General features: G+C 72.6%; 13 protein-coding genes. 5 read left to right on the forward strand and 8 right to left on the reverse strand.

Annotated elements, in window-relative coordinates; genetic code table 11:
* Positions 1 to 46 precede the first annotated feature (46 nt).
* The gene (locus tag N5875_RS06930) at positions 47 to 463 is read right to left on the reverse strand and encodes a hypothetical protein (RefSeq protein ID WP_318212682.1); all 417 of its coding nucleotides are present in this window, start codon (positions 461 to 463) and stop codon (positions 47 to 49) included.
* A gap of 146 nt (positions 464 to 609) precedes the next feature.
* Between N5875_RS06930 and N5875_RS06935 the strand changes: the two genes are divergently transcribed.
* Complete coding sequence (locus N5875_RS06935; protein ID WP_338492296.1) at positions 610 to 1389, forward strand: MBL fold metallo-hydrolase; 780 nt, start codon at positions 610 to 612, stop codon at positions 1387 to 1389.
* Positions 1390 to 1491: 102 nt separating this feature from the next.
* Positions 1492 to 2145 (forward strand): VTT domain-containing protein, encoded by a 654-nt coding sequence (locus N5875_RS06940; RefSeq protein ID WP_338492297.1) that lies wholly within the window; start codon positions 1492 to 1494, stop codon positions 2143 to 2145.
* Here the strand turns inward: N5875_RS06940 and N5875_RS06945 are convergent.
* The 3 genes from N5875_RS06945 to N5875_RS06955 form a co-directional block, all read right to left on the reverse strand.
* Complete coding sequence (locus N5875_RS06945) at positions 2125 to 3192, reverse strand: MBL fold metallo-hydrolase (RefSeq protein ID WP_338492299.1); 1068 nt, start codon at positions 3190 to 3192, stop codon at positions 2125 to 2127. The two genes, N5875_RS06940 and N5875_RS06945, sit on opposite strands and share 21 nt — an antisense overlap.
* Positions 3193 to 3325: 133 nt before the next feature.
* On the reverse strand, positions 3326 to 4558 hold the full coding sequence (locus N5875_RS06950) for an aminotransferase class I/II-fold pyridoxal phosphate-dependent enzyme (protein WP_338492301.1): 1233 nt from the start codon (positions 4556 to 4558) through the stop codon (positions 3326 to 3328).
* Between the two features lie 210 nt (positions 4559 to 4768).
* Positions 4769 to 6040 carry a sulfite oxidase gene (locus tag N5875_RS06955; protein ID WP_318212686.1) on the reverse strand — a complete coding sequence of 424 codons (1272 nt, stop codon included), beginning with the start codon at positions 6038 to 6040 and terminating at the stop codon, positions 4769 to 4771.
* 334 nt (positions 6041 to 6374) lie between these two features.
* On the opposite strand from N5875_RS06955, the gene N5875_RS06960 reads away from it, so the two are divergent.
* Together N5875_RS06960 and N5875_RS06965 are read left to right on the forward strand one after the other, a co-directional pair.
* Positions 6375 to 6893: a GNAT family N-acetyltransferase gene (locus N5875_RS06960; protein ID WP_338492303.1), complete on the forward strand. Its 519-nt coding sequence runs from the start codon at positions 6375 to 6377 to the stop codon at positions 6891 to 6893.
* 89 nt (positions 6894 to 6982) lie between these two features.
* The gene (locus N5875_RS06965) at positions 6983 to 7828 is read left to right on the forward strand and encodes a methyltransferase domain-containing protein (RefSeq protein ID WP_318212688.1); all 846 of its coding nucleotides are present in this window, start codon (positions 6983 to 6985) and stop codon (positions 7826 to 7828) included.
* Positions 7829 to 7961: 133 nt separating this feature from the next.
* Here the strand turns inward: N5875_RS06965 and N5875_RS06970 are convergent, their stop codons facing one another.
* On the reverse strand, positions 7962 to 14975 hold the full coding sequence (locus tag N5875_RS06970; RefSeq protein WP_338492304.1) for a ricin-type beta-trefoil lectin domain protein: 7014 nt from the start codon (positions 14973 to 14975) through the stop codon (positions 7962 to 7964).
* A gap of 365 nt (positions 14976 to 15340) precedes the next feature.
* On the opposite strand from N5875_RS06970, the gene N5875_RS06975 reads away from it, so the two are divergent.
* On the forward strand, positions 15341 to 19765 hold the full coding sequence (locus tag N5875_RS06975; protein ID WP_338492306.1) for a ricin-type beta-trefoil lectin domain protein: 4425 nt from the start codon (positions 15341 to 15343) through the stop codon (positions 19763 to 19765).
* A 55-nt stretch (positions 19766 to 19820) separates the two neighbouring features.
* Here the strand turns inward: N5875_RS06975 and N5875_RS06980 are convergent, their stop codons facing one another.
* The 3 genes from N5875_RS06980 to N5875_RS06990 all read right to left on the reverse strand — a co-directional run bounded on the left by N5875_RS06980 (position 19821) and on the right by N5875_RS06990 (position 22409).
* Positions 19821 to 21062, reverse strand: a complete 1242-nt coding sequence (locus N5875_RS06980) for a DUF6545 domain-containing protein (RefSeq protein ID WP_338492307.1) — start codon at positions 21060 to 21062, stop codon at positions 19821 to 19823.
* Positions 21063 to 21075: 13 nt separating this feature from the next.
* Positions 21076 to 21588, reverse strand: a complete 513-nt coding sequence (locus N5875_RS06985; protein WP_338492308.1) for a toxin-antitoxin system, toxin component — start codon at positions 21586 to 21588, stop codon at positions 21076 to 21078.
* A gap of 110 nt (positions 21589 to 21698) precedes the next feature.
* Positions 21699 to 22409 (reverse strand): hypothetical protein, encoded by a 711-nt coding sequence (locus N5875_RS06990; RefSeq protein ID WP_318212693.1) that lies wholly within the window; start codon positions 22407 to 22409, stop codon positions 21699 to 21701.
* Positions 22410 to 22457: the final 48 nt, after the last annotated feature.

A 22457-nucleotide genomic window follows, 5' to 3' on the forward strand; every position in this document is an offset into this window, starting at 1 on the left:
GCTGATTGCGTAGAGACGTCAGCTCGTTGATTGCGGAGCGACGACGTCAACAGCCGTCGTACCCGGCCGTCGGCATCGAGAGCCGCCGGTGGACCCCCGCCTTGGCCGCCGCGTCGTACTCCGGCTCGCACGCCGGCCCGTCGGAACACGCGGTCTCCAGCCGTACCCCGCGCCGCGCGCACTCCGCGCGGAAGCCGGGCACGGAGGTCAACGCGCGGGCGAGGACCCGCTCGTTGGCGGCGACGAACAGGTCGACCGCCCCCGCCTCCACGTCCCTCCACAGGGCCTCGTGATCGGGCCGGATCCCGTAGAACAGCAGCTGGCGGGCGACCACGTACCCCTGGTCGTCGGCCCAGCGGGCACACACCGCGTGTTGACGGCGCGTGTCCACGAGGAAGGGGTCGCTGTCCAGCTCTTCGAGCGGGGTGAGGCTGGCGATCGCCGCCACCCGAACGTCGTCCATGGGCCGACCCTACTGCGGGACGGCACGGCCGAACATCCTCCGGCGCCCGCTCCGGACATTTACCCTCGATACGGAGTGAGGGTACGAGCGCGGACATCGTGAACGGCGGTGGACGACGGCCGGAACCCGCGACGACGGAAGGCGGCATGCCGGTGGAGGTCACCTGGTGGGGTCACGCGACCTGCACGGTCGAGGACTCCGGGGTCCGCTTCCTCACCGATCCGCTGTTCGCACGGCGGCTCGCGCACCTGCGGCGGCGGCGCGGCGCCCTGCCGCCGCCCGAGGCCGCGGTCGCGGAGGCCGTCCTCGTCTCGCACCTCCACTCCGATCATCTTCACCTGCCGTCACTGGCGCGGCTCGCGCCCGGAACGCTGCTCGTCGTGCCGCGCGGCGCCCCCGCCGCCGTACCTGGGCTGCGCAGGCTCGACGGGAACGGGCTGCGGCTCACCGAGGTGGAGCCGGGCGACACGGTGACGGTCGAGGGCGTGACCGTACGGGCCGTGCCGGCGCGCCACGACGGACGGCGGCTGCCGGTGGGGCCGCACCGCGCCCCCGCGCTCGGGTACGTCGTCGAGGGAGAGGCGCGGACCTACTTCGCCGGGGACACCGGACTCTTCGACGAGATGGCGGAGGCGGTGGGCCCGGTGGACGTGGCGCTGCTGCCGGTCGGCGGCTGGGGCCCGTACCTCGGTCACGGCCATCTCGACGCCGGCCGGGCGGCCGAGGCGCTCGCCGCGCTGTCGCCCGCGGCGGCCGTCCCGGTGCACTACGGCACGTACTGGCCGATCGGGCTCGACGGGATCCGGCCGCACGAGTTCCACGCGCCGGGCGACGAGTTCGTACGGCACGCGGCCCGGCTGGCGCCGAAGGTGGCGGTCCATCTGCTGGCCCACGGCGAGCGGGTACGTCCGGCGGTGGCCCGGTGAGACACGGGGCACCGGGCGGGCGGCGACGGCCGAGGGGGCGACGGTGACCGGGCGGGGAGCGGCCGGGGGGTCCGCGACGGCGGCGCGGCCGGGGGGCGGCCGGTGATCCACGGGCTCACGGGGGTCGTGACGGCGGTGCGGGAGCTGCCGCCCGAGTCGACGCAGCAGGCCGTCGGCTATCCCTCCCTCTTCCTCCTGGTGGCGCTCGGCGCGCTGGTGCCGGTCGTGCCGACGGGCGCGATCGTCAGTTCGGCGGCGGTCGTCGCCTTTCACCAGACGTCGCCCCTCGCACTGCTCTTCGTCTTCCTGGTGGCGGCGTTCGCCGCGCTCCTCGGCGACACCGCCCTGTACTGGCTGGGGCAGCGCGGGGTGCGGTCGCGCAACGGCTCGCGGTGGCTCGCCGCCCTGCGGGGCCGGGTGACGCCGGAGCGGCTCGCGCACGCGCAGGAGCGGCTCGACACGCATCAGGTGTCGGTGCTCGTGCTGTCCCGGCTCGTTCCTGCGGGGCGGATCCCGGTGATGCTGGCGTGTCTGCTGTCGGAGATGCCGCTGCGGCGGTTCGTACGCGGTGACGTGGCGGCCTGTCTGGCGTGGGCGGCGACGTACCAGCTGATCGGGATCCTGGGCGGTTCCCTGTTCCCGGAGCCGTGGCAGGGGGTCGTCGCCGCGGTGGGCCTCACCGTGCTGATCAGCGCGGTGCCGGGGCTGTGGCGGCGGCTCCGGGGGCACGCGGTGTCAGGGCACGAGCACCCGTGAGCCGCCGACCGGCAGGTCCCACAGGTCCTCGCGGCGCAGCCCCGCCTGCTCCCAGGCGGTTCTCACCCGGGTGAGGGGTTCGAGGACGGGCTCCGAGGACAGCACGAACGTCGCCCAGTGCATGGGGGCCATCCGCCGCGCCCCCAGGTCCTGGTGGGCACGGACCGCCTCCTCCGGGTCGGTGTGGACGTCGCTCAGCCACCAGCGGGGGTCGTAGGCGCCGATCGGGAGCAGCGCCAGGTCGATGCCGGGGTACCGGCGGCCGATCTCGGCGAACCAGTGGCCGTACCCGCTGTCCCCCGCGAAGTGGACGCGCCGCCCGGACCGGTCGGTGAGCACCCAGCCGCCCCACAGGGAGCGGCAGGTGTCCAGGAGGGTGCGCTTGGACCAGTGGTGGGCGGGGACGAAGTCGAAGCGCACGCCGTCGAGTTCGGCCGCCTCCCACCAGTCGAGCTCGGTGACCCGGCTGAACCGGCGGCGGGTGAACCAGCGGCCGAGGCCGGCCGGGACGAAGACCGGGGTGTGCCGGGGAAGCCGTTTCAGGGTCGGGGCGTCGAGGTGGTCGAAGTGGTTGTGGCTGATGACGACGGCGTCGATGCGCGGCAGATCCTCCCAGCGGACGCCGACCGGGGTGAGCCGGGCGGGGGTGCCGAAGATGCGGCGGGACCAGACCGGGTCGGTGAGGACGGCAAGACCGCCGATCCGAAGTACCCAACTGGCGTGTCCGGCCCAGGTGATGGCGAGGGTGTCGGGTCCGGCGGGCGGGAGCGGGCCCGGCTCGAAGGGCAGCAGCGGAATGTCACGGAGGCCCTCGGGGCGGGGGCGTACGGCTCCCTCACGGGCGAGGCGGGCCAGGGCGCGCACGCCGGGGAGCGGGGCGGTGAGCCGGTCGGCGAAGCTGCGGGGCCAGTCGAGGCGCAGCCGGCCGACGGGGTGGAGGACCGGAGCCGGGGAAGGGACGGGGGCAGGGGCGGGAGCGGTGGCGCGATCGGGCTGGTACGGGGCGGCCTGGGCGGACCGCGCGGGGGGTGCCGTCCGTTCCGTCATCTGCGGGCTCCGTTCTGCGCGGATGGTTCGGCTCGTGCGGAGAGTCGGGATGGTTCGGGGTGGGGGCGGGCGGCCCGTACGGCTCCTGCGGTGCGCGAGGGTTGCCGCGGCGGGCGGCCGACCGGGGGCGCTGTCACCGGAGTTCCTCCAGGACTCCCCCGAACTCTGCCAGCTTTCGCGCCACATGGGGAAGCGTCTCCGGGTCCCGCGCTCCGAGCGTCTCCGCCCGTTCCTCGTCCGTGCTCCCCAGGAACATGTCGGTGCCGAACCTGACGCGCAGGGCGCCGAGTTCGTCGCCGAAGCGGTGGCCGCCGGTCGCCGGGGCGCCGAGGCGCGCGCCGAGGTGGCTCTCCAGTTCCAGGGAGTCGGTGACCCCCCGGGCGGCGAGACCCGCCCGGAGCGGCCCGAGGTCGGCGTAGAGGTGGCGGCCCGCCTGCGGCGGCCGGGCGAGCGCCCCGGAGGCGAGGACCGCGCGGTGCGCGGCCGCGGCCAGACGACCGTGGACGGTGGCGGCGCGCCGGGCCCGTACGGTGACGTCCTCGGGTTCGTCCAGGGCGTGCGCGGCGGCGGGCGCGACGGGCCCCGGGACGACGGCCCCGAGGGCGGTGAGCACGTCGAGGACGCGGGCACGGCGGTCGGTCCAGCGGTCGGCGCGGGACGGATCGGTGGGCGGGAAACGGGCGACGGCGCAGGGCCAGGCGGCCGGGGTGAGCGCGCCGCCGAGGTCGGACAGGACCGTCACGTCGTCCGGGCACATCTCGGCGGGGCTGAGGAGCACGGTGTCCTCGGGGTGGTGGCGGGTGTCCCGCCAGGTCTCGTCGCTGATGATGTGCAGTCCCTCGGCGACGGCGGCCTCGCACGCCTCGCGGACGAGTTCGGGCGGGGCGACGGTGGCGGTGGGGTCGTCGGCGACGGAGAGCAGGAGGACGCGCGGGCTGCCGCCCTCGGCGCGGATCCGCCGGACGGTCTCCAGGAGGGCGTACGGGTCGGGGACGCCGCCGGCCTCCGCGGGGGTCGGCACGTGGTACGCCGGGCGGCCGAGGAGGCGGGCCTGCGGGGTCCACCAGGCGGGGCAGGGCCGGGGCAGGAGGAGGTCGCCGCCGTGGGCGGCGATCAGGGCGAGCAGCAGTGCGGGGGCGCCGGGGCCGGCCACGACGTCCTCGGGGTGGGTGCGCAGGCCGCGGCGCCACCAGTAGCCGGAGGCGGCCTCGCGCAGGACGGGGCCGCCGCCGGGCGGCTCGGGGGTGGTCCGTCCGGCGGCGGCGGCGAGGAGCCCGGCGAGTCCGGGCAGGACGGGCAGTCCGGTGTCGGGGGCGGGAGGGCCGTAGCGCACCGGGCCACGGCCTTCCGGAGCCGTCTGCCGCATGTCCCGTACCTCCTGAGCGCACGGGGGCGCCGGCACGGCACCCCCGTGCCCTTTATACGAAGGTTCGGCCGGTTCCGCCGCTCCAGGCGTCGCTTCAGGCGACGGGCGGGACACCGGGTCCGGACCGGGCCGGGCCGGGACGGGGTTCCGGGGGGCCGGGGGGCCGGGTGGCCGGGGGGGGGGGCCGGGTGGCCGGATGGCCGTGAGGGGTCAGACGACGGTCACCGGGTGCCGCACGATCGCGTTGAACAGATACCCCTGGGTGTTGTGGACGGCCCGCTCGGGCTGGGTGTGGCCGGCGGTGTCGGTGGTCCGCGAGAGCAGGGTGACCGGTCCGGTGTCGCGCGGGAGCCACGGCGCGCTCCAGCGGACCCAGCCGTCCCGCCGCGGGGTGTCGTGGAGGTGGGCCCGCCGCCAGTGCGCGCCGCCGTCGGTGGACACCTCGACCGTCCGTACGGGCGCGAGCGCGGACCACGCCCTGCCGGTCAGCCGGTGCGCGCGGCCGGCCTCCAGGGTGGCGTCGAAGGGCAGCTGGTAGGCGGACTTGAGGGTCTGGCGACTGATCGGGGCGCTGCCGCCGGCCGGGTGGGCGTCGCCGAACAGGCGGTACCAGTCCGTGGACCAGGGCGAGGTGAGGGGGCGGGTGGAGACCTCGATGTCGCCGAGCCATTTGACGGAGGCGATGCCGACCCACGAGGGCACCACGAGCCGCACGGGATGGCCGTGGTCGTACGGCAGGGGCTCGCCGTTCATCTCGTACGCGAGGATCACGTCGTCGAAGGCCTTGGCGACGGGCAACGGGCGGCGGACCCGGCCGTAGTCGACTCCGCCGGACACGTAGGGGTCGTCGAGGCCGCGCGGCTGGAGGTCGACGGCGTCGCGGGCGATCCCGGCCCGTCGCAGCACGTCGGCGAGGCGCACCCCGCGCCAGCGGGCGGCTCCGACGGCGCCGAGGGTCCAGGCGGTGCCGGTGACCGGCTCACCCTGCTGGCTCGCGTAGAGGCTGCGGCCGTTTCCTGCGCACTCGATCAGGGCCGTTCGGGTGACGGAGGGCAGGTCCCGGAGCTGCCCGTACGTGAAGTGGACCGGGCTGCGGCCGTGCAGGCCGTCGCCCCAGAGGGTCAGGCGCCAGTCGGCGGCGTCGAGGACGGGGGTGGTCGTGTGGTTGCGGACGAAGAAACGGTCGACGGGGGTGAGGCGGCCGGTGTCCCCGAAGCTGTCGAAGCGCGCCTCGGCGTTGGTGCCCCGGACGGTGAAGTACTCGGCCGGGAGGGCCTTGACGATCCCGGGCGCGGCGAGGGGGACGGCGGCTCCGGACGCGGCGCGTGCGGGTGCGGAATCGGGAGCAGGAACGGACGCGGGTCCGGGGGTCTGCGCGGAAGCGGCGGTGGCGGTGGCGAGCCCGCCGAGGGCGGAGACCGCCGGTGCCGCCGCGAGGACCTTCAGCAGGGAACGGCGGGCGGGCGCGGGCGAGTTCGGCACGGACGGACTCCTCGGCACGTGGGAGGGGCGGGCCACCGAGCGGCGGCGCGGCCGATCCTAGGGGCGGAAGGGCGGCCGGGACGGCCCGTTCACGCGGCTGTCACAGAGGGTTCGTCAGGTCGGGGCGGACCGGACGCCGGAGCGGGACCGGAGCGGGAGCCGGACCGGACGCAGGACCGGACGCCGGAGCGGGGCCGGAGCGGGACCGGAGCAGGAGCCGGACCGGACGCAGGACCGGACGCCGGACCGGGCGCCGGAGCGGGACCGGAGCAGGAGCCGGACCGGCGGCTCGAATGGGGAGGCGGGCGGGGCACCGCTCGGCCGACAATGCGGCATGCCGATACGAGAAGCCCTTCCCGAGGACGCGGCGGGCATCGCCGCCGTGCACGTCCTGTCCTGGCGGGCCGCCTACCGCGACCTGCTGCCCGGCCCCTACCTGGACGCCCTGGACATCGAGGAGCGCACCGCCACCTGGCGGGCCCGCCTCGCCGCCCCGGACCGGCCCACGGTCCTGGTCGAGACGGGCCCCGACGGGCAGGTGCGGGCGTTCTCCTGCTTCCGGGCCTGGTCGGACGAGGAGTTCGACCGGTCGACGACGGCCGAACTGGCCGCCCTCTACGCCCTGCCGGAGGTGTGGGGCACGGGGGTCGGGCGGTCCTTGCTCGCGGCCTCCACGGAGGCGCTCGTGGCGACCGGCTTCCGTACGGCGGCACTGTGGGTGTTCGCGGGGAACACGCGGGGGCGCCGCTTCTACGAGGCGGCGGGCTGGCGCCCGGACGGCAAGGCCGTACGGGAGGAGACGGGAGGCAGGGTTCTCGACGAACTCCGTTACAGACACGACCTGTTCGACTGAGAGCGTCCATATAACAAGACGCAGATCTCATCATGCGACATCCGTGCGTACGGTGGTGAGCACGCACCCACACCGAGGGAGTCGCTTCGATGACGCATGCCTCCACCCCTTCCGCGCACCCCGCGGCCCACGAGACGGCCGTCTACACCCACGGTCACCACGAGTCGGTCCTGCGGTCGCACAGCTGGCGGACCGGCGCCAACTCCGCGGCCTATCTGCTGCCCGCGCTCTCCGCGGGTCTGGACGTCCTGGACGTGGGCTGCGGGCCCGGCACCATCACCGCCGACCTGGCGGCGCTGGTCGCGCCCGGCCGCGTCACCGCCGTCGACGCCGCCGAGGGCGTGCTGGCGAACGCGCGCGCCGTGGCGGCCGAACGCGGCCTGGAGAACGTGGAGTTCGCCGTCGCCGACGTGCACGCCCTGGACTTTCCCGACGACTCCTTCGACGTCGTCCACGCCCACCAGGTGCTGCAGCACGTCGGAGACCCGGTCCAGGCGCTGCGCGAGATGCGGCGGGTGTGCCGCCCCGGCGGTGTCGTCGCGGCCCGCGACAGCGACTACGGCGCCTTCGCCTGGTACCCCGAACGGCCCGCCCTGGACGGCTGGCTGGACCTGTACCACCGGGTCGCGCGGGCCAACGGCGGCGAACCGGACGCGGGGCGGCGCCTGTTCGCCTGGGCCCGCGAGGCGGGCTTCACCGACATCACGACGACCGCCGCGACCTGGTGCTTCGCCACGCCCGACGAGCGGGCCTGGTGGAGCGGCCTGTGGGCGGACCGTACGACCGGCTCCGGCTACGCCGATCTGGCCGTGTCCGGCGGCCACGCGACCAGGGCCGAGCTGGCGTCGATCGCGGAGGCCTGGCGGGAGTGGGGCACCCGGGAGGACGCCTGGTTCATGGTCCCGCACGGCGAGATCCTGTGCCGGGTGTCCTGACGGGGCTCCGGGCCCACCGCCCTTCCACGGACGGTGGCGCCGACAGGGGAAGCCCCCGACCGCGGATGCGGTCGGGGGCTTCCCTCGTTCGGTTCGGGAGCTTCCCTCGTTCGGTTCGGAACGAGGGCCGGGCTCAGCCGTTGGGCCCCTGGGGCCACACACCGTCGGTGAGACGGTCCTTGAGGTTGATGTCGTAGCGCTCCTTGTAGACCAGCTTCTGGAGGTTGAACGTCTGCCGACTCCAGGTGCGCTTGGCTTCCCCGGCCTTCACCCCCGCGACAGCGAGGGCCTTGGAGCCGGTCGTCATGGCGTCCTGGTGGAGATAGAGGTTCTCACCCTTCTGGGAGATGCTGAAGGTGATGGTCGATCCCAGGTCGTCGAAGTACCCCTGGCCCACCACCTCGAAGGTGAAGCTGGTCTCGGCGACGGTCACCCGCACATCGCCGGCGCCCCCGAGATAGTTCGGGCTGATCTTGGTGGTGAAGGGGTGCAGGGTGCAGACGGCCCCTTCGTAGAACGAGTCGCAGCCGGTGATCGGGAACGGGAAGACCTTCTTGGGGTCTGCCTGGAACATGGCCATGACCTCCTCCGGCGTACCCATGTTCGCCGCCATGCCCAGGTAGTGCTTGTACGAGTACTCGTACTTGAACTTGTAGTTCTCGACCGGCTTTTGGTGGTATCCGTCCCGCCACTTGCCGTTCGGCTTCTTGTTGTAGCGGTCCTTCTTGCGTGCCTGGTCCGCCATCGCGTCCGATGCCGCGCGGCAGGACGGGTTGGCGCAGTTGTCGGAGTAGTCGCCGATCACTCCGTCGGTGTCGCCCTCGACACCGGCGCAGATGCCGTCCGCTCCGCCGCCGGGGGCCCCGTGCAGACACATGCGGCCGTCGGGGTCGGAGTTGCCGACGGGGTTGTTGTTCGCGTAGGCGTAGCCGTTCCACTGCTGCGGGTCCATCGGCGACAGCAGCGGGTCGGTGCCGATGAAGCGGCCCGTGGTCGGCTGGTACAGACGGATGCCGAGGCTGGTGAGCCCGGTGGTGTCGTCCTTCTGGCCGCCGACGAATCCCTTGTTCCCGGCCCAGCCCGAGGGCGCGGTGCCCCGTGCGTTGCCGAAGGCGTCGGTGCGGCTGCGGGTGGCCGCCAGCGTCGACAGGTCGATGCCGAGGTTGTTCGTGCCGTGGTGGTCGGCGATCTGGGCGACGAACGCCCCGGCCGCGGTGCCCGCGCCGGTGCGCACGATGGTCATGCCGCCGGGGATCGGGTAGTAGCGGATGCCGGTGCGGGCCTGGGTGGCCGTGGTGACCGTCAGCTCGTCGTTGCCGAGGGTGAGCGTGGCCGTCGTGGGACCGCGACGGATCAGCAGCTTGCCGTCCGCGTCGTACAGGTACGTCGTGGTGGTGTTCGGAATGGTCCACTTCTGCCCGGCGGGCACGGTGGTGGCGCAGTCGCCCAGGACCAGGTTCAGGCTGTCGGTGGCGACGTCGCCGGGGACCGCGAGGCAGCGGCCCGAGACGGGGTTGTGGAGCGTGCCGTCGGCTCGCGCGGTCCAGGTCTGGTCGGCGCCGCCGTCGCAGTCCTGGAAGGTGATCGGCGATCCGGCCGCGGTGCCCATGGCCTGGACACAGCGGTTGCCGCTGGAGAGCGTGCTCTTCGCGGTGGAGTACTTCTGCCCCGCGCCCGTGTTGCAGGTGTAGATCTGCAGCGGGCTGCCGACTCCGGTCGAACCGCCCTCCGCGTCCAGGCACTTGCCGCCGATGCCCTTGATCTGGGTGGCCGTGGTCAGCGTGGCGATGTTGCCCTCGCTGTTCCAGGTCAGGGTGCTCGTGCCGGCCTTGCCGGCCCGGTAGGAGGTGGTGGATCCGTTCTCGTCGTACTGGAACGTGTCGGTGTTGGTGGCCGTCCCGGTCTTCGTCGTGGAGGTCAGCAGCGCGTGCGCTCCGCCCGTGCCGCCGCCCGTGGCGGGAGCGGAGGTCGGGGCGTTCTGCTGTCCCGCGGCGCCGAACGTCTGGGTGGTCGTGGCGTCCTTGGTGGTGTCGCCCGCCGGGTCGTGGCGGACCACCTTGGTGCGGTTGCCCGTCAGGTCGTAGGTGTACTCCTGCCAGTAGGGAGCCGGTCCGCCGACGGTGGTCTTCGCCGGGGCGACGGCACCGCCGGTCGGCGTGGTGTTCGCGCACGCGCCCTGGTCGGCCGTCTGGTGGGTGAGGGGGTCGGGCCGGCTGACGCCGCCCGTGTCGGACCACGCCGTCGTCAGCCGGCCGAGGTGGTCGTACGTGAAGCACTGGCGGTCGGTCTGCGCGGGCGTGTTGTCCGCGATGTTGGTGAGCGAGGTGATGCGGCCGTTCTGGTCGTAGGTGTAGCCGGTCTGCTGCACCGCGCCGGTGACCGAGGTCTGCTTGTCGACGTACTGGTCGCTCAGCCGCCCGGTGGCCTGGTCGTAGACCGAGGTGGTGACGACCTGGGAGGCCCACGGGTTGACGGTGGAGCGGATCACGCGCCCGTGGGCGTCGTACTCGGTCTGCGTGTCGTAGGTGGTGGCGCCGGCGTACTTGTACAGCTGGCCGTAGTCGTTGTACGAGTACGCCATGTCGTCCAGCGGCAGCCCGGCGAGCGCCGGCAGGACCGTGCTCTTCGGGCTTCCGGTGAGCCGGTCGAAGGTGGAGCTGACGGTGTACGTGAACGTGCCGGAGGCCAGCCCGGCATCGGTAGCGGGCATGGTGATGGTCGTGCCCGTGACCCGGGCACCGTCGTCATAGCCGGTCACGGCGCTGGTGTACGCCTTGCCGGCGGAGCCGCCGACGTAGCGCGTGGAGGTGGCGGCCTTGCCCTTGCCGCCGGGGGCGGTGTCGAAGGTCCAGCCGGCCAGCTGCTTGGCGGCGCTCACGGTGCCGTCGTACAGGCCGGTCTTCCGCCCGAGCAGGTCGTAGGTGTACGCGAGCGTGTGGTTCTTCGCGTTGGTGGCGGTGGCCAGGCGCGATGCGGCGTCGTACGTCTGCCTGGTCTCGCCGTTGTCCGGGTCGCTCGTGGCGATCAGCCGGCCGCGCAGGTCGTATGTGTACGTCCAGACGTTGCCGGCCGCGTCCGTGCGGGTCAGGGGCTTGCCGTCGACGGTCGAGGTGAAGCGCGAGACGGCCGCGTCCGAGGCCTGACCGGTGGGGGTGGGAGTGGAGTACTGCCACAGCTCGGTGGTGTGCCCCAGGCTGTTGGTGAACACCGACGTCGGTGCGCTGCCCTTCGGCGGCAGGACGTCGGTGCGGTCGGCGCCCGGGTAGCTGGTCGTCGTACGGTGCTGTTCGGTGCCCAGCGACCACGTCGAGATGACGGTCTTCCGGTCGAGACCGTCGTAGCTGGTCCGCTTCTGCGACGGGATGGTGCTGTCGGCGGCGGCGACGAGGACGTCACTGGGGCCCGAAGCGTCGTTGTACCAGGCCGCGTTGGACGTCTTCTCCCGGCCGTGCGAGTCCACGCGGGTGTCCGTCACCAGGCGGCCGGTGTAGGCCGGGTTCGCCGGGGTGGACTGCTGCTGGCGGGGGCGGGTGAAGCCGTCCATGAGCTGGATCGACGTGGTCCACACGGGGGTGGAGCCGTCCACGGTCAGCTTCTTGGTCGTGATCGTGGAGGGGACGCCCACGGTGTTGGAGACGCGGTAGCCGAACACCATGTTCGCGTGGGTGTGGGACTCGGGGGCGCGCCCCGGCAGCCATACCGCGGTCAGCCGGCCCAGCGCGTCATAGGTGCTGGTCGCCGTCTTCTGGTTGGGATCGGTCACCTTCAGCGGCAGGCCTCGCCGGGCGTCGTAGGTGGTGACGGTGTCCCAGGTACCCGTGGCCTGGCCGGGAACGGGAGCGGAGACGGTCGTGGTGGCGGGCAGCTCACCGGTCGCGGCCGGGGTGTAGGCCGTGGTGGTGGTGGCCCCGTTCGGATGCTGCGCGTCCTTGCTGTGGGGGTCGGTCGTCGAGGTGGTGCGGCCGTAGCCGTCGTACGTGGTGGTCGCGGTGGTGGTGAACTCCGGGGTGCCGTCGGCGGCGTACCGCTCCAGGGTCTCGCTCCGGGTCGCGTCGCCGGCGGCGCCGGCCTGTCCGAAGGGGAGGCCGTCGTAGGAGGTGCGGGTGTACGCGACGGTGTTCGCGGCGGTGGGGTCCGCGGTGCAGGCATCGGTGCCCGACACCTTGAGGACCTCGGACACCAGGGTGGTGCGCTGGGCGTCGGGTCCGCTCGCGTACCGGGTACGGGTGCACTCGTCCGGGACCCCGGGCGCCTGCTCCAGGGAGGTCACCGTCCGGTTGTTCTGCGCGGGGTCGGTGACCTGGCTGCTGGTGCTGGTGCGCCAGCTGCCGTCCGCCAGCTTCACCCGGGTCGTGGTGGTGAGCTTGGTCGCCGGGTAGCGGGCGACGAGCGCGGGCAGGCCGGTGCGGGTGTGGGTGGCGGTGACGACCTCGTCGCTGGAGGCGTTCAGGGTCTGGGTGGCGGCGGTGCCGCCGGCCTGGTCGTGGGCCACGGTCTGCAGGACCTGGCCGCTGAGCCAGTCCACGTCCGTGACATCGCGGCCGAGGGCGTCCGTCAGGTGCGCGGAGCGGGTGCTCTTGTCCTTGCGGATGTCCCCGTCCATGCCCTGGCGGTAGGAGGTGACGGTCTGCGACTTCGGTCCGTCGGTGCCCGAACCGACCGTGGTGGTCACCTTGGCGAAGCCGCGGAACTCGCCCCAGGTACGGGCGTTGGCCTCGGTCAGCTCGCTGTCGTCGCGGTGCCAGGCGGCCGAGTCGTAGGTGTACGAGGTGATCTTCTGCGGGGCGTCGGTGACGGTGTCGTTCTCCGTCAGCGAATTGACCGTGTAGTGGTGGAACCAGTCCAGCACCGGATCGGAGTCGGCGACCGAACCGGGCGGGGACCACCGCACCGGGTAGCAGGCCCTGTTGTTGTCGTCCTCGGCCGTCGGCATCACGTTGTTGATCCGCGAGCAGTCGGGGAGGTTGTAGTCGACGTTCAGGACGCCGCCGGTCTCGTTGGTGATCTGCTGGATGCGCGGCCGGTTCATGATCGGCGGCGCCGGAACGAGATTCGTTCCGTCCACCCGGTTCGGCAGCATGACGGGCTTGAACGACACCAGCGGAAGGTCGAGGTTCGGCGTGCCGGTCTTGCCCGTGTGCCGGATGGAGTCCAGCCACAGGGCGCGCTGGCTGCCCGCGTCCTTCGGGTCGGGGAAGGACTGGGTCAGGTCGTAGGTGTCGACGTCCTGCCAGGCGTTGCCGACGCGCGCCTGGGTGGCGATCCGCGTCAGGCGCTTGGTGGTGAAGTACGTGGCGGCGTAGTAGACGCAGGTTCCGGTGCTCTTGCACTCGTTGTCCACCGGAACGTCGGGCCAGTTGGCCTTGTTGGCGACGGTCCGGTTGGCGGGCTCGCACGCCGTGCCGGCCGCGGTGCAGCGCTCGACGACGGTGAAGGTGACCCGGGCGGCGGGCTGCAGTGCGCCCTTGGCCGCGACCTGCTCGGAGAGCTTCTGCCCGTAGGCGATGCTCGCCAGGGTGGTGGCCCGGGTGTACTCGGTCATCGTGCCGGTGCCGTTGTTCTGACCGGCGCCGCGCTTGTACCAGTTGGTCTCCGGAGCCCACTTGTACGTGGTGAGGTTCCCGTGCGCGTCGACGACGTGGTCGAGGTAGAGGCGTTGCCACATCGTGCACCAGGAGCCGGCGCCCTTGGCGCTGTCGTAGCACGGCTGGCCGCTCTTGGGCGTGTACACCGGTACGGAGGAGACGGAGTTGGTGGCAGGGTCGGTCTTGTCGCCGCCGGGCAGGTGGTTGACGCCGAAGTAGTACGTGGTGCCCGAGGAGTCGGTGACCTTGGCGTACGAGCCGTCCCGGACGCCGTTGGCGGCGCCGGAGCCGAACTCGATCTTCGTACCGTCGTCGTTCTTCAGGCGCCACACGCCGGTTGCGGCGTCGGTGGTGGCCGTCGCCGAACCCGCCTTGTCGTCGCGTACGAGGGTGCCCGAGTGCGAGCCCAGCGACAGGGAGGCGTTGAACCCGGCCCAGCAGGCGTCGCCCGAGTCCGGGATGCCCGCCTTGTCACAGGGCTTGTAGGCGCGTTCGATGTAGCCGGGGTTGTAGTCCCAGCCGTCGCCGATCCAGGAGGCCTGGGCGTTGGTGACGGAGGTCTTGCCGTCCACCGAGGAGGAGTTGTAGCTCAGTGCGACCTCGGGGGCGGTGCCGCCCAGGGCCGGCGGAACCTGGATGGACTGGTCGTACGTCAGCGCACCCGAGCTGCCGCCCGAGGCCCAGCTCTGCGAGGAGCCGAGCGCGGTGGCCTCGTACGTGCCGCCGGGGCCCGAGGAGTCGGTCTCCGCGGCGATCAGCATCGGCGCGGTGGGGGCGGCGAGCAGTCCGCTGCTCGCTGCCGTCTTCGCCGGGGCAGGGGCGGGGGCCGCGGCCGTCGGCAGTGCCACGTCGGCGATCAGTCGCTTCGTCGCCCTGTCGTAGCGCGTGGTGAGCGGCGTACGCACCTGGCAGGACGGCACGTCGGGCGTCGTCAGCGCGCATCCGGGGAGCGTCACCAGGCGGCCGCGGGAGGCGAACTCGCCCCCGGTGGCGGCCTGCAGCTCGGCGAGGTCCAGACCGACCTTGACGCGGGGGGCGGTGCGGGGGGCGGTGCGGGTGGCGCCGGGGGTCTGGGCGGCGATGCTGAACAGGGCGCCGTTGACCCCGACGTCACGCGCGGAGCGGTCGTCCGCGCGGACCACCGTGACCTTGCCGCTCAGGCCCTTCGTGGCCCCGGTGTCCTTCGGGGACACCCATACGGGCAGGCGTCCGGCCCGGACCGGAGCCGTGCCGGATGCGCCCGTCAGGTCGGCGCTGCCGCTGACCGGCGCGGAGAAGGGTGTCCTGGACCGCGCGGTGGAACGCGCGGGCACCGGGTAACGGGGCTTGAGCGCCGCGACCTTGCGCACGTCGACGGCCTTGACCGGCTTGGTGCCGGGCAGTGGCCGGTGCGGCGGCTTCCAGACCTTCGAGAAGTCCGCCTCGGCGGCCCGGTCCTGTTCCGCCTGCCCTGCCTGCGCCACCGGGGTGCCGAGGAGCGAGGCGGCGAGCGCCAGGATGACCGGACCGGCCACCCTCGTGCGGAACGTGCGCGTTCTTCGGCGCACGCCATGAACTGACATGAGGATTCCTTCGTCTGTGGTCAGCAGAGAGCCAAGGCCCTCGGCCGAGCGGGCCGGGACCTTGGTCACATGGGTCTGAAGTGGGGTCAGTAGGAGCCGGAGAGAGGCAAGCGGAGGCCCCAAATCCACTTAACCGCCGGTCTAAACGGGGGAAGCTAGCAGTAAATGATCGTTGCGTCACTATCAACGATCGTTTATGGACGCGTGTGAAGGGTCACCCTGCGGCCAATTGGTCACGACCCCCCGCAGGAGGGGCGGAATTGACTCCTCCGGCTGTTGATCAGCTGTGTGCCCGCCTGTCACAGTGCCCGGGCCCTGCCTGTCTGGTCAGGGACTCACACGTTCTAGGGGGAGTGGGCACTCGCATGTCCAATGCACCAAGATCCGGCTTGCGGAAGCCGGTGTCCGCCGGTCTGGCGGCAGGGGTCTCGACCGTCCTGCTGCTGGCGGCGCCGTATGTCGCGGCAGCCGCGCCGACGCCTCCGCTCGACGCTCCGGCCCCGCCGGGAGCCACGGCGGCGACCGGTGCGCCCGGCACCGCCACCCCGCCCGTCACACCGTCGGACACGCCCGCGCGTACGGCGGTCGAGAAGGCGTGGGAGCTGGCGGCGAAGACCGGCAAGGACGTGCCGGTCCCGGAGCTGACGACGGAGTACGCGACCACGGTCGCCACCCCGAAGGGCAAGCTGCGCTCCGAGAGCCACGTGCTGCCGCAGCGCACCAAGGGCCCCAAGGGCCGCTGGCTGGCGCTGGATGACACCCTGGCCGTCCGTGCGGACGGGACCGTGGCGCCTAAGGCGTCGAGTTCGGACCTGGTCATCTCGGGCGGCGGCACGGGCCCGCTGGCGACGATGACGACCGAGGACGGCAAGAAGCTGTCGGTCTCCTCGCCGTTCGCGGGACCGCTCCCCAAGCCCGTACTCCGCGGCAACGACGCGCTGTTCGAGAACGTCGCCCCCGACACCGATCTCCAGGTGAGCGCCACCAAGTACGGCGGCTACACCACCGTGGTCGTGCTGCACTCGCCCGCGGCGGCGGCCGACCCGGCCGTGCGCGACCTGGTGTTCCCCACGGTCACCGACGGTCTGACGCTGGCCGCGGGGAAGGACGGCAGCCTGACCGCCGCCGCCGGCAAGGAGACCGTCTTCCGTGCCCCGGCCCCCCTGATGTGGTCGGCCGGCGAGGCCCGCGAGCCCGGTGCGCGCGGCTCCCGTGACGCCGACCTCGACACCCGGGACACGGTGAGCGCCACCGGGTCGGAGACGGAGCCGAGCAGCGCCGACGGCCCCGGAGCCGGTGCTTCCGTGGCCCGGATCCCGGTGACCCGCGCGAAGGTGACCGGCGCGAAGGAGGCCGGAGCGAAGGAAGCCGGAGCCCCGACGGCCGGCACGAAGGAGGCCGGCTCGGTGAAGCGGGCCACGGGCGAGATCGCCCTGGCTCCCAGTGCCGAGCTGCTCGACGGTGCCGCCACCAAGTACCCGATCTACGTCGACCCCTCGTGGTCGGTGGACAGCCGGGGCAAGCAGCACCACGCGTGGGTCCAGCAGGCGTACGACTCCGGCAACTTCGACCGCACCGGTTCCAGTGACCGGGACCGTCCGGGAGTGGGCTACCAGGGCTGGGAGACCAGCAAGGGCATCGAGCGCGCGCTGTACGAGTTCGATCTCCACGGCTACCAGGGCGCCACCATCAACTACGCCAACCTGCGCCTGGAGCAGTACATCTCGGCGGACTGGTCGTGCACGAACAAGTACCCGGTGCACCTGTACCGCGCGGGCGCCTTCGGCTCGTCGGTGAAGTGGAGCAACCACCAGATCCGCGAGTGGATCCAGAACCAGTCCGTCGGCGGCAACGGCAACAGCGGCGACTGCTACGGCAACATCCCCGTGGACTTCAACGTCACCAACGCCATGCGTGACGGCATCCGCGACACCGGCACCCCGCTCGCCTTCGCCCTGACCGGCCAGGAGGGCACCGGCGACAAGATCGCCTTCAAGCGGTTCGCGTACACCGCGGTGCTCAGCGCCGAGTACGACTTCCCGCCGCGCGTCCCGGAGAACCAGCGCACCGTTCCCGCTCCGCGCCGCGTGGTCGCGGGCGACACACAGGCCTGCGGAGACATCCCCGCCGACCAGTTCGGGTGGATCACCACCCCCACGGTCACCATCACCTCGAAGGTCAGCAGCCCCAACCAGGGCCAGCTCACCGAGTGGGTGAACATGTGGGAGCACAACACGGGCGCGACCGTGAACACGGGCTGGTCCGGCTTCGTCGCCACCGGCACCGACGCCACGTACAGCACCCCGCTCGACGCTCTGAAGGACGGCCACAACTACGGCTGGGCGGTTCACGGCGACGACGGCCTGCTGCGCGGACCGTCCACCGTCTCCTGCCACTTCGCGGTCGACCTGACCCCGCCGGTCCTGGAGTTCGGCGCGTTCACCGACCCGGCCACCCAGTACCCGCCGGCCGGCAACGGCCAGATCACCAACCTCCGCCTCGGCGACACGGGTTCCCTGCCCGTCGTCGCGTCCGACCCGAGCCCGGGCGCGGGCCTGCGCAGCTCCGGCCTCGCCTGTCTCCAGTGGGGCTTCGACCCGCAACTGGTCGGCGCGCAGCAGCGGTGCGCGAGCGGCGGCAGCCCGCTCGACGTGAGCCCCCTCGCCATCACGCCCACCCAGTGGGGAACGAACATCGTCTACGCGCGGGTCCTGGACGAGGCCGGCAACGCCTCGCCTACCCGGTCGTACGCCTTCTACGTGCCGTGGAAGGACGGTGCGGTCGCCTTCGGCGACACCACCGGCGACGCCCGCTCCGACATCCTGCTGCCCGACACCGCGGGCAACCTCGTCACCCACGGCCGTGCCACCGACGGCGGCAGTCGCAGCATGATCCCCAGCGGAACCGCGGCCACCGCGCTCCAGGCTCCCGAGGTGACCTCCGGCCGGACGTGGAAGGACTACCGCACGGTTCACCGCGGCTCGCTCGACCCCGGCCGCAACGTGGACGACCTGTTCGTGCACCAGGAGCCGGCCACCCCCGGCGCACTGGGCGGGGCGCAGCTCTTCGCCTACGACAACACCCTTTCCGCCCCGGGCCGTTTCACGCTCGGCACGAAGACCTCGGTCGCGAAGCCGGAGTGCTCCACCACCCACGCCACGTCCTGCGCCGGCTACCGCAACGAGGCGACCTGGGCGTACTCCAGCCAGATCACGCCGACCGGCCCGGCCCGCACCACGCGGACGCCCAGCCGCAAGGTCACCGACGCCACCGGACTGCTGTCCGTGGAGTCCGGCAACCTGTGGTTCTACCCGGTCAAGTCCAACCAGACCCTCGCCGCCCCGGCCCTGGTCGACGCGAGCGGTACGTGGGACGACAAGGACCTGATGGTCCCCGGTAACGCACTGAACATCGGCGCCACCACCGACACCGCCCCGGCGCTCTGGGTGCGCAACCGCACCAACGGCGACATCTTCCAGTACAGGCTGACCACCACCACCCGCGCGGTCGACGGCTACGTCGTGGTCACCGGTGTCGCGGCGCAGCCCGCCACTCGCATCGGCTACGGGATCAAGGGCGCGGACTACCCGCGCGTGGGTTCCGAGGGCGACGTGACCGGCGACGACATCCCGGACTTCTGGGCGGTCGGCACCGACGGCACCCTGCAGGCCTGGGCCGGCACCGCCGCCGACGGCGCGGTCAACGGCTTCGACGGCTACCACGTCCGCGGCCACGCCCAGGCCCCGACGGTGCAGTGGCGCCTGGAAGGTGACACCAAGGCCATTCCGGCCAAGAACGGCAGCGGCGTCTCCAACGACGCCACCGCCACCGCGGTCACCTACGCCACCGAGACGGTCGACGGCCGTGCCCGCAAGGTCGCGGTCTTCGACCCCGCGGCGAAGTCGGTCGTCACCGGCCCCCTCAAGGCCGTCGACACCCGCCAGTCCTTCACCATCTCCACCTGGGTGAAGATGGACGCGGCCGACGGAATGATCGTCAGCCAGGACGGCGCGCACGCCAGCGCGTTCAAGCTGTGGGCCGACTCCGGACACTGGCGCTTCGCCATCGCGCACGGTGACGACGACGGCTGGCCGTACGACTTCAACGCCGTCGTCACCCCGGCCAACGCCTTCAAGCAGGGCGTCTGGACCCAGCTGACGGCCACCTACAACGCCGTCACCGGCGCCATGACCCTGTACGTGAACGGCACGCTGGCCTCCAGTGGATACCACCGGGCGAGCACCAGCCCCGCACCCAGCGGCGCCCTGGTCCTGGGCCGGTACAAGTACGTCAGCAAGCCCAGCAACTACCTCAAGGGCTCCATCGCCGGACTGTCCGTCTTCCAGAACTACGTACCGCCGGCCACCACCACGGACCTGCCGATCCGGTACGCGGCGTCGCCCGACTTCTGCCTGGACACGCCGCAGGGCGCCAACGGCAACGGCAACCAGCTCCAGCTGTGGGGCTGCAACGGCTCCGACCCGCAGGAGTTCAGCGTCAACGCCAACGGCACCCTGACCCAGAAGGGCCAGTGCGTCGCGGTCCGGGGCAACCAGACCGCGCAGGGCACCGACCTTATCTTCTGGCAGTGCCTGAACGAGGGCGGCCAGCAGTGGCTCCCGCGCGCCGACGGCAGCTTCTACAACCCTCAGTCGAACAACTGCCTGGACCTGCCGCAGGCACGGCGTGACTGGGGTACGAAGCTGGCGATCTGGGGCTGCAACGACACTCCGGCCCAGCGCTGGAGCATCCCGACGCTCCAGACCCCGGACCTGCCGGTCGCTCCGTAACACCCGCCCCACCTGATCCACCGCCCGGCGCCCGCGGACGCCGGCGCGACGGAGTTCATCCGTCGCAGGGGGACAAGGCGGCACCACCGCTCGACGCGGGGGTGCCGCCTCTCCTGTCCTCGGGGACCGAGCCGAGCGCCCGGGAGACGCCGACCAGGAGATCCCGGTACTCGCCCTCCGCCGCGCGCAGCGCACGGACCGCCGGCACGACCTGGTCCTGGTCCGCGGGCATGCCGTGGGCACGGGCGTCCGACGCGGCTCTGAACATGGCGGCCAGCCCGACGGCGACGCTCTCCGCCTCCGCCCGCCCGGTCCGGCGGGCCTCGGCGTAGGCACGCGCGCGCACCTCCTCCGAGCAGTACGCCCCGAGTTCCAGCATCCGGTCGTGGATGTCGGTCATCCGGTCCGTGAGGCGCCGGCCGGGGCAGGCGCTCCAGGGAGTGGGGAGCCGCATCCGGCCCTGCGGTGCGCCGACGCCGCCCAAGGTCCGCCGCAGGGGGCCCAGGGCCCGCAGGGTCCGCAGCGGCTCGAAGACCCGTGCGGCGAGCCAGGGTCCGACGATGGGGATGAGGAATCCGGCGGCGACGAGCAGGGTGCCGAGGCCTGCCAAGGACACGGCCACCTGGTTGAGCGGCTCCCAGTCCCGGCCGCTCCAGGCGGCCACGACCGCGGCCAGCTTGGCCGCACCGTAGGTGACGTTGGTCAGGAAGCCGACGGCCAGGACGGTGAGGCCGACGCGCAGCAGGCCGTCGGCAGGTGTCCTCCGCTCCGGGGCCTCGCTGCGGATGTCGCGCGCCCACCTCAGGCACGCGGCTGCCGCCGCCGCGGCGGCCGCGGTGACGGCGAACAGGCAGAGCAGCACCATCTCGCGGATGAAGGGGGTACTGGCGTAGTACGTCTCGAAGTCACGCTGCCGTTCGACCGGAGCCTCGCCCCACACGAAACAGCCGATGAGCAGAAGGGCCACGACTCCGTGCCCCCAGATCCACCGTCTGACCCGGCGGCGGGTGCGGGGAAGGACCTCCACGTCCCCGCGCCAGTTCTCCATGAGGACCCGGCAGGCACACGCGTAGGCGGAGAGGACGCAGTAGACCAGGAGCGCCGAGAAGTTGCTGACGCCGGTCGCCCTGTTGACGACCCCGATGGTCGGGGGCGCGGAGAAGAAGAACGCCGCGGCCTGGAGGAAGATCACGGCGTTGACGCTGCGGACCACGGGACTGTGCCGACGCCTCACCAACGCGGGGAGCTTGACGACCAGCACGACCCCGAGCGCGGCGGCCGGGATGTAGAGATTCACGCCTTCTCGCCCGTCATCCCCTGAACGACGCCCAGATGCGGCCCGCCACCCCGGCGGAGGGGGTCGTGCCACGCCTGCGCTCCAGGCAGGGCCTGACCCGGTCGGCCAGCATTCGGCCGAACTTCTCCGCGCGCCGCTCCTCTTCGAGGTCCGGCTCCGTGCGGGCGGCGACGTGGCCGACCGCGTCGGCGAGACTCCAGCGGTCCCCCAGCATGCGGGCCGCGGCCGTCGCGCCGGCCGCGCTGCCATGACCGCAGTGCCCTTCCTTGAGGTGCCACAGCTCGTGCCCCAGGATCACGAGCTGGTGCAGGGGAGACGTGTTCGCCTCCAGGACGATCAGGTCGTAGTCGCCCATGTCCAGCCACAGACCGGTCACCGAGCCCGGCGGGAACTCCTCGAACATCAAGCGCAGTTCGCGACCGCTGCTGCGGGCCGCACACGCGCAGATCGCCTTCAGCAGCTCGACCGGCCGCTCGGGAACCGGCTGCGGCAGCCCCGTGACCAACGCGTCGCGATACCGCCTCATCTCGCGCGAGACCCCCACCCCGTGCCACCCGTCCCTCGTGCCGGATGGACCGGCCCCCCTGTATCGCTTGTGCGCGCTACCGCTGGTGAGCCGTGGGGTCCACGCCGCGATCAATCGACGTCATTGTGCACCAATCCGGTCTCGAGGGCCGCGCGGGCCTCCCGGGCGCGCTCCTCGCGGGACCGCCGCGCGACGGACTCGATCAGGGCGATCAGGGGCTGAGCGGTGTCGTCCGGTACGTCGGCCAGTGCCCGGGCCGCGTACGCGACCACGCCGAGCGAGGGATCCACCTCGCTCGCCGGACCCGCGGTGCGCAGGCGCCGCAGGTCCTGGTCCTGGCGCTCCACCGTCCGCTCCAGGAGATCCTTGTGGATCTGCTGGAGGACCCGGTCCAGCGCCTCGGCCGGCTCGGCGACCAGGAACTCGATCTTCTCTCCGAAGAATCCCGCGATCCCGGCGGCGTGATTGAGGTTCGGAGCACGGCCCGTCCTGATCATCTTGTCGAGCCACTGCGCGCTCGTGCCCGCGCCGGCCGCGATCTCCGCCAGGGAGTAGGCCCGCCTGCTTCCGTCCGCGGACTCGCGCAGCCGCGTCGCGCGCAGGAACAGGATCCGCTCGACCACTCGCCGGTGGCGTGCCTCCACCACGTCCGTCTCGCCCCCGGCCTCGGCGGACGGGGCGCCACGCAACAGGTCCCGCACCTCCTCCGCGGCCACGCCGGAGGCGTACGAGAGCCCGCCCTCGCCATCCACCCGCAACACGTCGGAGCGGTCCAGTCCCATGCGCTCCAACAGCGAGTCGACCCGACGCACCGTGCCCATCAGGTCCTGAGCAGGCCCATCACTCACAAGAACTCCCGCGGTCATCGG

Origin of the sequence: Streptomyces sp. SJL17-4, assembly GCF_036826855.1 — a bacterium.
In the GTDB taxonomy this organism is placed as follows: Bacteria; Actinomycetota; Actinomycetes; order Streptomycetales; family Streptomycetaceae; genus Streptomyces.